The organism is Nonomuraea zeae, assembly GCF_005889725.1.
GTDB lineage: Bacteria > Actinomycetota > Actinomycetes > Streptosporangiales > Streptosporangiaceae > Nonomuraea > Nonomuraea zeae.
On sequence record NZ_VCKX01000363.1, the window covers coordinates 1 to 11,210 of the forward strand.

12 protein-coding genes are annotated in these 11,210 nt (G+C 72.9%); 8 read left to right on the forward strand and 4 right to left on the reverse strand.

From position 1 onward, the window contains the following. From ETD85_RS54635 to ETD85_RS54660, 6 genes are all read left to right on the forward strand, one after another. Positions 1-556 (forward strand): DUF418 domain-containing protein (locus tag ETD85_RS54635; RefSeq protein ID WP_138697753.1); only part of this gene is annotated, 556 nt, incomplete at its 5' end. Beyond that, entirely contained in the window at positions 516-1,313 is a 798-nt protein-coding gene (locus ETD85_RS54640; protein ID WP_138697754.1) for a carbon-nitrogen hydrolase family protein, read from the forward strand. The genes ETD85_RS54635 and ETD85_RS54640, both read left to right, overlap by 41 nt. A gap of 4 nt (positions 1,314-1,317) precedes the next feature. Beyond that, positions 1,318-1,764: a hypothetical protein gene (locus ETD85_RS54645; RefSeq protein ID WP_240780032.1), complete on the forward strand. Its 447-nt coding sequence runs from the start codon at positions 1,318-1,320 to the stop codon at positions 1,762-1,764. After that, positions 1,761-2,156, forward strand: a complete 396-nt coding sequence (locus ETD85_RS54650; RefSeq protein WP_138697755.1) for a hypothetical protein — start codon at positions 1,761-1,763, stop codon at positions 2,154-2,156. Before ETD85_RS54645 ends, ETD85_RS54650 begins: the two co-directional genes overlap by 4 nt. A gap of 52 nt (positions 2,157-2,208) precedes the next feature. Continuing rightward, positions 2,209-2,688: a sigma-70 family RNA polymerase sigma factor gene (locus ETD85_RS54655; RefSeq protein WP_138697762.1), complete on the forward strand. Its 480-nt coding sequence runs from the start codon at positions 2,209-2,211 to the stop codon at positions 2,686-2,688. After that, positions 2,685-4,667 (forward strand): hypothetical protein, encoded by a 1,983-nt coding sequence (locus ETD85_RS54660; protein ID WP_138697756.1) that lies wholly within the window; start codon positions 2,685-2,687, stop codon positions 4,665-4,667. Before ETD85_RS54655 ends, ETD85_RS54660 begins: the two co-directional genes overlap by 4 nt. A gap of 1 nt (position 4,668) precedes the next feature. On the opposite strand, the gene ETD85_RS54665 is transcribed toward ETD85_RS54660, so the two are convergent. After that, entirely contained in the window at positions 4,669-6,156 is a 1,488-nt protein-coding gene (locus tag ETD85_RS54665; RefSeq protein ID WP_138697757.1) for a carboxyl transferase domain-containing protein, read from the reverse strand. A 74-nt stretch (positions 6,157-6,230) separates the two neighbouring features. After that, positions 6,231-7,388 carry a CaiB/BaiF CoA transferase family protein gene (locus ETD85_RS54670; RefSeq protein WP_138697758.1) on the reverse strand — a complete coding sequence of 386 codons (1,158 nt, stop codon included), beginning with the start codon at positions 7,386-7,388 and terminating at the stop codon, positions 6,231-6,233. Between the two features lie 77 nt (positions 7,389-7,465). Here ETD85_RS54670 and ETD85_RS54675 point away from each other — a divergent pair, with 77 nt between their 5' ends. Next, positions 7,466-7,999, forward strand: a complete 534-nt coding sequence (locus ETD85_RS54675) for a uridine kinase family protein (RefSeq protein WP_138697759.1) — start codon at positions 7,466-7,468, stop codon at positions 7,997-7,999. A gap of 104 nt (positions 8,000-8,103) precedes the next feature. Here the strand turns inward: ETD85_RS54675 and ETD85_RS65235 are convergent, their stop codons facing one another. Next, positions 8,104-9,138 carry a histidine phosphatase family protein gene (locus tag ETD85_RS65235; protein ID WP_206059485.1) on the reverse strand — a complete coding sequence of 345 codons (1,035 nt, stop codon included), beginning with the start codon at positions 9,136-9,138 and terminating at the stop codon, positions 8,104-8,106. A gap of 82 nt (positions 9,139-9,220) precedes the next feature. Continuing rightward, positions 9,221-10,417: a DegT/DnrJ/EryC1/StrS family aminotransferase gene (locus tag ETD85_RS54690; protein WP_240780033.1), complete on the reverse strand. Its 1,197-nt coding sequence runs from the start codon at positions 10,415-10,417 to the stop codon at positions 9,221-9,223. Here ETD85_RS54690 and ETD85_RS54695 point away from each other — a divergent pair. Next, complete coding sequence (locus ETD85_RS54695) at positions 10,416-11,126, forward strand: NAD(P)H-binding protein (RefSeq protein WP_240780034.1); 711 nt, start codon at positions 10,416-10,418, stop codon at positions 11,124-11,126. The two genes, ETD85_RS54690 and ETD85_RS54695, sit on opposite strands and share 2 nt — an antisense overlap. Positions 11,127-11,210 lie beyond the last annotated feature (84 nt).

The following is an 11,210-nucleotide window of genomic DNA, read 5'->3' on the forward strand; positions in this document are numbered from 1 at the left end:
CGTCTGGGGGCTGTGGTGGATGGGCGGCGGGTCGTGGCTGATCCCCGGCCTGCTCCTGATCGGGATGGGGCTGTGGCGGCTGCGTCCGCCGAAGTGGCTGCTGCTGCCGTCGTTCGGGGTCGCCGCGCTGGCCTCCGTCCTGCTGACGGGCTGGTGGGCGGAGACGAACGAGTGGATCGTCTACAGCCTGGCCGCGCTGGCGGGGGCGGCGGCGTACTCGCTGGGGCTGCTGCTGGCCCTGCGGCCGTGGCCGTGGCTGTCGGCGGCGCTGGAGCCCCTGGGCAGGACGGCGCTGACGAGCTACGTCTCCGGCACCGCCGTGATCGTCCTGCTGGTGCCGCTGCTCAACCGCGACCTGACGCGCTGGTCGGTGGTGGCGCTGGCGCTGGCCACCGTGATCGTGCAGGCGTTGCTGAGCCGGTGGTGGCTGGCGAGGTTCAGGTACGGGCCACTCGAATGGATCTGGCGATGCCTGACCTGGTTTCGACGGGTGCCCAACCGGCTAGAGTCGGGCCGTGACCAGAATCGCCCTCTGCCAGATCCCGGTGTCCCCTGACCCGGCGACCAACCTAGCGAGGGCCAGGGAGGCGCTCGCCGGCGCCGAGGGGGCCGACCTCGCGATCTTTCCCGAGGCCACGCTCACCCGCTACGGCAAGCGCATCACGGACCTGGCCGAGCCCCTGGACGGGCCGTTCGTGTCGGGGCTGGCCGAGGCCGCGAGGCAGCACGGGGTGGCGGTGGTCGCCGGGGTCTTCGAGCCCGGCGAGGATCGGGTGCACAACACCGCCGTGGCCATCGACGCCGGAGGCGCCGTGCGCGCGGCGTACCGGAAGATCCACCTGTTCGACTCGTTCGGCGCGAAGGAGTCCGACCTGGTCGCGCCCGGCGCGGAGCCGACGGTCGTGGAGCTGGCCGGGCTGAAGGTCGGGCTGGTGACCTGCTACGACATCCGCTTCCCCGAGCTGACCAGGGCGCTGGTCGACCAGGGGGCGGAGCTGTTCGCGGTGATCGCCGCCTGGGGCTCGGGGCCGCTCAAGGAGGACCACTGGGTCACCCTGGTCAGGGCGCGGGCGCTGGAGAACACGACGTGGACCGCGGCCGTCGGGCAGGCGCCCAATCCGGCCGAATCGTCCGACGGGTTCGGCGTGGGCCGCAGCATGCTGGTCGATCCCCTGGGCGTGGTGCGCGCCGACCTCGGCACCGGCCCGGGCGTGCAGGTCGTGGAGGTGGATCACGGATGGACCGCGACGGCCAGGGCGATGCTGCCCTCGCTCCAACATCGCGTGTTGCAGGGTCAACCGATCGTAAAATGAAACGGTGAGCGGAACGCAGATGCAGAAGGTTGTCCCGCCGCGTCTGCTCGTGCCATATCTGTCGGGCAAGCGCACGGTCATATCGGGCTACGTCTACCGGGTGCAGGACTGCGTCAGGTTGACCACGCCAGAGGCGCTCTACTACGGCCTCGACCTGGCATTCGACGGCTCGGAGTTGTTCGAGGAGGTGCCGGAGGTCTATCTCATGCGCTGGCACGCCCGCGACGTCGACACCTACGCGGTGCCGTACGGGCCGCACATGGGCGGCGACTGGAGCGACGCGCCGCCCTTTGCCGGGAACGGGTTCACCACCTCCTCCGACCACGTGGTGCCGCAGTTCCACACGGTGCCGATGCCGATCCCTGCCGGGGCCGAGATCGTGCACATCGACGCCGACGGCGAGCGGCCCTTCGCCGAATACGACGGGCTGACCTGGCGGCCCGCCGGATGAGCGAGGACATCACGCCGGTCGCCTCCGGCTTCGTGGCCCGCTACGGCGAGCGCACCCTGCCCGCCGCGCTCGGGCCCGACAACGATCAGGTGGTGCTGTTCAGCGAGGTCGAGCTGGACGGGTTCGAGGCCGCCGCCGGCTATTGGCGGCGGGTCGTGGCCCGGCCCGAGGTGGAGTGGCTGGTGCTCATCCGCACGGTCGGCGCGTTCGGCGGTGAGCCGTGCATCGTGCTCGACGAGGACGAGGACGGGCTGCACATCGCCTACACCGGGCACAGCGGGATGAAGGCCGAGGCGCTGGGCTACTGGATGGTGGACCACGGCGCCTACGAGGTCGTGGTGCCCCGTGAGGAGGTCTTCTCGATCCGCGTCGAACGGATTCCCGTCCCATAGTCAACCGGCGCACGCTTCATGTGTCTCTTGAAGTGTGATCGACTCCGTGACCATGGCGCAGCCGTCGTTCGCCGAGCTGTTCGCCGCCCAGTACCAGCCCCTGGTACGCCTGGCGGGTCTGCTCGGCGCCGACGACCCCGAGGACATCGCCCAGGAGGCGTTCGCCCGGCTGCACGTCAGGCGGCTGCGCGACGACGGGGCCGCCCTGGCCTACCTGCGCTCGACCGTCTGCAACCTCACCCGTAACCGCCTGCGCCACCTGCGGCTGATCCGGCTGCGGCGGCCGGATCCCCCTGAGCCCGTGCGCAGCACCGAGCACGCCGTCCTCGTCGCCGAGGAGCACCGCGCGCTGCTGGCGGCCGTCGACCTGCTGCCGCGCCGCCAGCGCGAGGCCATGGTCCTGCGTTACTGGCTGGACCTGTCCGAACGGGAGATCGCCGAGGTCATGGGCGTCTCGCCCGGCTCGGTGAAGACGCACGCCAGCAGGGCCCTGGCCGCCCTCGGCAAGGCACTGACGGAGGGGAGCCAGTGAACGGAGCCAACGATCTGGAGCGGCGGCTGCGATCCGCTCTCGACGCCCGCGCGGGTACCTTCGAGGCCAGTGCCGACGCCTGGCAGCGGGTGCGCGAGCGCGAGCCGCGGCCGAGCAGGGCGCGCTGGCTGCTGGCCGCCCTCCCGGTGGCGCTGCTGGCCGTGTTCGTGCCCGTCCTGCTCAACGGCGGGCTGGGCCGGAACACCGCGAACGACCCCGACGAGCTCCACCGGCAGATCATGGGGGACAGGACGGCCGCGGGCGAGTCCGTGACCGTGGACGACCCGGCGGGGGGCGGGCGGCTGCGGCTCTGGTTCGCCAGGGGCTCGCTCGGCAATCCGGAGCTGTGCTACCTCCATGAGCCGGCGGCCGCGGCGCCGTACGGCTCCTGCGACGGCCTGGTCGGCTCCTTCCTGGACCGGGCCGGCTGGTTCGCGGGGAGCACGGCGAAGAACGGCGAGCCGGCCGCCATGGACTACGGTGTGGCCCGCCAGAACGCCACCTCGGTCACGGCCGTCACCAAGGGCGGCCGGACGATCGCGGGCGAGCTGCTCCGCCCGGCCGGGGCGCCGTTCCTGCTCTGGACCGTGACGTACGCCGCGCAGGACCCGGTGTCGAAGGTCTCCTTCACCGACACCGACGGCAGGAGGACGGAGCTGCCCCGCTCGGCCCTCACCAGGGGCATGCAGGCCGACCGGCCCACCGGCGCGCCCGTCGAGCTGCCCGGCGGGCTCATGGTGGGCCCGTACCAGCGGAAGGACGGCCCGGCCCTGATCTGGACCCGCCACGGCGAGACCCTCGGCATGACGAGTCTCAAGCCCGAGCACCTGGGACAGCAGCCGCTGACCATCCGCGGCGGCGAGAACCTGTACTTCGGCCTCGCCCGCAAGGACGTCACCGCCGTCACGATGACCGCCGAGGGCGGAGCCACGGCCATGGCCGCGATCAGGCCCGATCCGTGGGGCCTGGGATTCGGCCTGATCGCCCTGACCAGGCCCGGCGAGCGGGACGCCGGATATCGCATCGCCGCCTATGACGTCGCCGGGAAGGAGGTCTGGCACCACGAACAGGCGCCGCTGACCCCCGCCTCGCCCGACACGAACAGGCGGAGGGTGGGCGACGTCGTCACCGTTCCCGGCACCGAGGAGTTCAGCTACGGACCCGTCCGCCTGTGGTTCGTCAAGGAGCAGTCCACGGACCTCATGCTCTGCCATTCCGGCGGGGTCGGGCCCGCAGGGAACAGGAGCGGCGGCTGCGGCCTGGCCTCGTTCGACGACCCGAACGGCTTCAGCCACGGCTCGGCGGACACCTACCTGCCCGAGCCAGGGGCTTCGGTCGCCTTCGGGACGGCCGGCCTCGACTGGGAGTCGATCGACGCGGTGCTCCCCGACGGAAGCCGCATGCCCGCCGCGCTCGTGCCGGTCAAGGGCCTTCCCGGCCGGATCTGGCACGTCAAGCACCCTCTAGGCACCCGGATCGCCGCCTTCGCCGTCAAGGAGAAGGGCAAGCAGCTCGAACGGGTCATTCTCACCCGCCACGACTGCTGGGACGCCCAGCAGCAGGACGGCCGCGGCCACGCCGTCGCCCGGGGGATCACCGCCGTGCGGCACGCGGACGGCTGCGTGCGGTTCTGGAAGGACGGCAAGACCTTGCCCAGACCCTTCGAGATCGTCCCCGGCGGCAGGCTGAGCGACACGATCGCCGCCGAGCGGCCGCTGGCGTGGGGTCAGGAGAAGACCGACTGGTACGGCTACGCGCTCCCCGGCACCGCCAGGATCGAGGTCACGCTCCAGGACGGCGGCACCGCCACGGCCACCGCCGAGCTGGCGCCCGACCCGTGGGGGCAGGGAGTGGTGCTCTTCACCGGAGCCGTGCCGGAGAAGGCGGGCAAGCGCGGGATCTTCTGGCGCGGCATGCGCTTCACCGGCTTCGACGCCGCCGGTCGCGAGCTGTGGACCTACCGGCCCACGGAGCCGTAGGTCAGCGGCCGAGGTTGCGATAGCGGGCCTGGCGGGCCGCGAACCGGTCCGCCGGGCTCACCTCCAGCAGCCCGGCGATCTCGTACTCCAGCGCCCGCCCCACCCGCTCGCAGAACTGCCTGGGCTCGTAGGCGGCGTCGGGCAGCTCGGGGATCACCCGGTCCACGATGCCGTCGCGCCGCAGGTCGGTGGCGCGGATGTGCTGCGCCTGGGCGATCTCGGGGGCGAAGTCGACCGAGCGGTAGAGAATGGCCGATGCGCCCTCGGGAGGCAGCGGCGACAGCCAGGCGTGCTGCGCGCACAGCACCCGGTCAGCGGGCAGCAGCGCCAGCGCGGCACCGCCGGCGCCCTCGCCGAGCAGCAGGCAGACGGTCGGCGCGTCGAGCATGACCAGCTCGGCCAGGCAGCGGGCGATCTCGGCGGCCAGGCCGCCCTCCTCCGCCGCCTTCGACAGGTCCGCCCCCGCCGTGTCGATCACGGTGACCAGGGGGAGGCGCAGCTCGGCGGCCAGCCGCATGCCGCGCCTGGCCACCCGGAGCCCGGCCGGGCCGAGCGGCGAGTTGGCGCGCTGCAGCCGCCGGTCCTGGCCCAGCACCACTGCGGGCGCCGTGCCGAACCTGGCCAGCGCGAGCAGCAGCCCGGGCTCGTTCTCGCCCTCGCCGGTGCCGCTCAGCGGCGTCACGTCGGCGGCGGCGAGCTTGAGCAGGGCACGGACGCCCGGCCGGTCGTCGCGGCGCGAGCGGGTGATCGCCTCCCACGCCTCCACGGGCCGCAGGTCCTCCTCGGGCGCCGGGCCGGCCACGATGCCGGACCGGTCGGCGGCGAGCACGGTCAGCGCCCTGATCGCGACCTCCCGCGCGTCGTCGGCCGAGACCACGGCGTCGAGCAGCCCGTGGCGGTGCAGGTTCTCGGAGACCTGGACGCCCTCGGGGAAGGTGTAGCCGTGCAGCGACTCGAACACCCGCGGCCCGAGGAACCCGATCAGCGCCCCCGGCTCCGCCGCCGTGACGTGCCCGAGCGAGCCCCACGACGCGAACACCCCGCCCGTCGTAGGATGCCGCAGATAGACCACGTACGGCAGGCCGACGGCCCGGTGCGCCTGGATCGCGGCGGTGATCTTCACCATCTGGACGAACGCCATCGCGCCCTCCTGCATCCGCGTCCCGCCCGAGGCGGGGGCGGCCAGCAGCGGCAGCCGCTCCTGGGTGGCCCGCTCGACCGCGGCGACGAAGCGCTCGGCCGCCGCGACCCCTATCGAGCCCGCCATGAAGGAGAACTCGCAGGCCACGATGGCCACCCTGCGCCCGCCGAGCAGCCCTTCGCCGGTGATGACCGCCTCGTCGTAGCCGGACTTGACGCGGGCGGCGGCCAGCTCTTCTGCATAGGAGGAGCCGGGCTCCGCCGGGTCGGCGGGCGGCGCGTCCCACGATTTCCACGACCCCCTGTCGAGGACCGTTTCGATCAGTGTGCGCGCGTCCGGACGGCTCACTATCGCTCCCTAGAAGTCAGCCAATGTTGCAATGTTGACGCACGAAAGCACCGGCCGGTGCCACGAAATGCGGATCATCTCTCGCGCTCTTCGAGCCAGGCGAGCACGGCGTCGCCGTCCTGGCCGAGCGCGGGGGGCGCGGTGTGCTCGGGTGTGGCCAGCCCGTCGAAGCGCAGCGGCGGGCCCGGCAGCTCGATCTTGCCGAGCACCGGGTGGTCGACCTCGACGACCAGGCCCTGCGAGCGGGTCTGGTCCCACGTGTAGACCTCGTCGATCGACCTGATCGCGCCCGCGGGCACTCCGGCCGCGCCCAGCTCGGCCAGCCAGTGGCCGCGGTCGTGGGCGGCCAGCGCCTTTTCCATGTCGGCGATCAGCTCATCCCGGTGCGCGAACCTCTCCCTGTTTGTCGCATATTTCGCCACATCGGGATCGATGTCGAGTAGCGCGGCGACCTTCTTCCACTGGCCGTCGTTGGCCGCGGCGATCTGCAGCATCCCGTCGGCGCAGCGGAAGGCGCCGTAGGGGGCGATGGAGGCGTGGTGGTTGCCGTTGGCGGTGGGCACCTTGCCGCCGACCGTCCAGGCGGTGCCGTGGTAGGAGTGGACGCCGGTGATCGCGGCCAGCAGCGACGTGCGCACGACGCGGCCCTTGCCGGTGCGCTCGCGCTCGTAGAGTGCGCCGGCCACGCCGTAGGCGCCGTGGATGCCGGCGAGCAGGTCGGCGATGGACGCGCCCACGCGGTAGGGCTCGTCCGGCGAGGGGCCGGTCAGCGACATCAGGCCCGCCTCGCCCTGGGCGATCTGGTCGTAGCCCGGGCGCCCGCCCTCGGGGCCGTCGTGGCCGAAGCCGGTGATGGACAGGATGACCAGGCGCGGGTTGAGCTCATGCAGGCGCTCGACCGAGAAGCCGAGCCGGTCGAGGACGCCGGTGCGGAAGTTCTCGACCAGGACGTCGCTCTGGCGGACGAGGCGCTCGATGAGCTGTTTGCCCTCGGGAGACTTCAGGTCGATCGCGATGGACTGCTTGTTGCGGTTGGCTGCCAGGAAATAGGTCGAAATTTCGTGATCTGGGCCGACAAAAGGCGGTCCCCAGCCGCGCGACTCGTCTCCCCCGTCCGGATGTTCGACTTTGATCACACGAGCACCGAGGTCGCCGAGCATCTGCGCGGCGTGCGGCCCGGCCAGGGCCCTGGACAGGTCGAGCACAACGATGTCACCGAGGGGTCCGAGCAAGATCAACCTCCTACTTGCGTTCGGGGCGAAAGAACATTCTCTCAGGCGCCCGCCGTCCGTCATCTACCCTGGGGTCGGTGAATGACCTGGCCGACCGCATCATGAGCCTGCGGCCCACGTGCGGTCCCGCCCGGTTGGTGGCCGTGGACGGGCCCGCCGGGTCGGGCAAGACGACGTACGCGCGGGGGCTGGCGGCGGCGCTGGATTGCCAGGTGATTCACAGCGACGACTTCCCCGTGCCGTGGGAGGAGGGGCCCGGCGGCTGGTTCCACGCGCTGGAGTCCCAGGTGCTCCGGCCGCTGCAACGCGGCCTTCCTGCGGGTTTTCGCAGGTACGACTGGGTACGCGGCGAATATGCCGGCCACGTGCGCGTGCCCGCCGCGCCGGCCCTCCTCATCGAGGGCGTCGGGACGGCCCGCGCCTCGGTGTCCGAGCTGCTGGCGTACGTCGTCTGGGTGGAGGCCCCCGAGCCGGTGCGGCTGAAGCGGGTGCTGGCGCGGGACGGGGCCGAGCTGGAGCCGCGATGGCGGGAGTGGTTCGCGGCGGAACGCGCGTGGTTCGCCGCCGACCGGACCAGGGAACGAGCCGACCTCGTCGTCCGGACAGCCTGACCCCGTACGCGGTCTCAGGCCGGGCTGGCCGTCCGGACGGATCGATCGCGTGCGTGAGCTCAGGCCGGGCTGGCCGTCCGGACGGATCGATCGCGTGCGCGGGCTCACGCGGTGCGGCCCCGTACGAGGTGGGAGATGTCGTTGAAGCGGACCAGTTCGGAGCGGTCACCGTCGCTCCGCCAGACCGAGATTGAGGCGTTCAGCACCGGAGCGTGGCCCAGCACGGCCGCCAGGTCCGAGTCCGGGCTCTGCGCGAGCACGTGGCGCAGCCCGAGCACCACCGAGTCGTGGGCGACGATCAGCACGCGACGGCCGTCCGCGCGTTCGCGGAGGCCGACGTGGAAGTCGCGGAGCCTGGTGACGACGTCGGCCAGGGATTCGCCGCCGGGCGGGCGGAAGGCGTAGGCACCTTCGGCCTCGCGGCGGGCCAGCTCCTCGGGGTAGAGGCGCGCGATCGCGGCCAGGTTGTAGCGGGCGAACTCCCCCGCCTCCTGGTCCCTGAGCCGCTCGTCCACGATGATCCGCAGCCGATCCGCATCCCAGGTGACCGGCCCGGCCTCCCAAACGGCCCTCGGCGACCCCTCCCCGGCGGCCCTCTGTGCCCTCTCCCGGTCCGCCTCCAGCGCCGTCCTGCCACCCGCCGCCTGCCCCGCCGCGCTGTCGGCCGTGTCAGCCGCGACCTGCCCTGCCGCCCTGCCAGCCCCGTCGGCTGCGATCTGCCTCGTTGCCTTATCGGACGCGGCCGCCTCGGTCCGTCCATCCTTGCTGGGCGCTGCCTGTCTTGCCGGCCACGCCCAGCCCGGCTCCCGGCCGACCGCGGCCCGTCCCGTCTCGCCGGACGCGGCCCGCGCTGCCTGGTCGGCCGCAGCCCGCGCGGCCTCACCGGCCGCCTCCAGGGCTAGGCGCCAGGTTTCGCGTGCGCGCAGGTAGGGCGAGCACCAGACCTGCTCGGGCCTCTCGTCGGCGGGCAGTGCCGCCAGCAGCCGCCCGAGCGCCGCCGCCTGCGCCCGGCCGCGCTCGGTCAGCGTCACCTCGTCGTCGCCCCGCTCGTAGACCAGCGGCGTCGCGCCGGCCTGCTCGTAGGCGAGGTTCGCCTCGCTCTCCCCGTGGCGTATCGCCATGATCATCGTCGGGCCCACCCCGACATCCTCACACGCCGCCCGCGCCTCCCCGTACCGGGCCCGGCTCTAGACGCACCTCACCGCGCGAATGCCCGCGTCGTCAGGGCCGGTTCACCGCCGGCCCGCCCGACAGCACCTTCGCCAGGGCCTCGGCGAGATCTCCCGCGCCGGCCGGGTCCATGAGCATCGACTGGCGCACCCACACCACGGTCCTGGCCGCCTCCTCGGTCGCCGGGCACGGCTCGGTACGGGCTCCCTCGGCGGTGAGCGCGGTCATCGTGCCGAGCGGCGGATATCCGGCGTCGAGCGGCACACCTTCCGCGGCCATGGCGGTCAGCAGGAAGTCGCGGTCCACCGCCGGATCGACGCGCAGCATCAGGAGGTGACGGGAGTCACGCGTGGTGCCCTCGGGCTGCGGCACCACGCTCACCTGCGGGATGGTGGCCAGCTCGCGTTCGAAGGCGGCGCAGAAGGCGTTCCTGCGGTCGATCTCCTCGTCCAGCCGGTCCAGCCAGGGCAGCAGCAGGGCGGCCTGGATCTCGGTGAGCCGCAGGTTCCAGCCGACGGACGGGTGGCCGTACCACTGGCCGCCGAGCCTGCGCCCGAGGTTGCAGGTCGACCAGACGCGCTCGTACACGCTCTCGTCGCGGCAGACGATCAGGCCGCCCTCGCCCGCCGTCATCGCCTTGCTCGCCTGGAAGCTGTAGACGCCCGCGTCGCCCAGGCCGCCGACCGGGCGGTCCCGGTACGTGGCACCGTGCGCCTGGGCGGCGTCCTCGACGACCGCGAGGCCGTGGGCGGCGGCCAGGTCGTTCAACGGGTCCATGTCGGCCGCGCTGCCGGCCAGGTGCACGGGCATGATCGCCGCCGTCCTGCCGGACAGCGCGGCCCGTACGGCGTCCGGGGACATGTGCAGGTCGGTGGGGTCCACGTCGGCGATGACGGGTGTCGCGCCGGCCAGCAGGACGGAGGTGGCCGATGCCACGAACGTGTACGCCGGGATGATCACCTCGTCACCTCTGCCCACGCCCAGGCCGCGCAGGGCGGCGAACAGGCCCAGGGTCGCGTTGCCGACCGCGACGCCGTGCCGGACGCCTGAGCGCCGGGCGAACGCGTCGACCAGGTCCGCGACGACGGAACCGCCCTGGGTGGCGCCCCAGAGACCGCTCTCCAGGACCTTGTCGACCAGCTCGCGCTGCGCCGGGTCGAGAGGCGGGGGCCAGGCGGGCCAGGGAGCGGTGCGGACCGGGGTGCCGGTACGGCGGCTGGACTTCGACGCCCTCGTGACGGGAGACATGGGGCCCGAGTGTTTCGCGGGTGCGGAGACCGTGCTGCTGATCTCCGCCGGGGCGGCCGAGGACGACGTGGTCATCGCCCGTCACGAGGCGGCCATCTCCGCTGCCGAGAAGGCGGGCGTCCGGCACGTCGTCTACACGAGCCTGACGGGAGCGGGCGACCACCTGAGCATCGCCCTGCCGCACCGCTGGACGGAACGCCGGTTGATGGACAGCAGCCTGCTGGACTGGACGATCCTTCGTAACGGCCTCTACGCCGAGTTGATCGCGCTCGGTGCGATGGAGGCGGCCGGGACCGGCGTGCTGACGGCGCCGATGGGCGCGGGCCGGGTGGCGGTCGTGGCGAGGGAGGACCTGGCGGACGCCGCCGCGATCGTGCTGGCCGATCCCGGTGCTCATCGGGGCCGGGTGTACGAGCTGGTCGGCGATCGGGCCGTCGGCGGGGACGACATCGTGGCCGCCGTCGCCCGGGTGACCGGGAAGGACGCCGCCTACCGGCCGTCCGGGCTGGCCGAGCTGCGGGAGGTGCTCACGGCGATGGGGCTGCCGGCCTGGCAAGTGCCGCTCCTGGTCAACACGTACTCGGTGATCGCGGCAGGCTTCCTGGACGGGACCGGCGGCGACCTCGGCACCCTGCTCGGCCACGCGCCGCGCCCGGCCCTGGAGGTGATCGCGAGCTTCGCGACGCCGCAGGGTGACCTGAGCTCGTGAGGTCGCCGTCGGGTGGGGGTGAGCTCGTGAGGTGGGCATGCGGGCTGACCTGGTGCGGCCATCAGGTGGGGTGAGGTCCTCAGG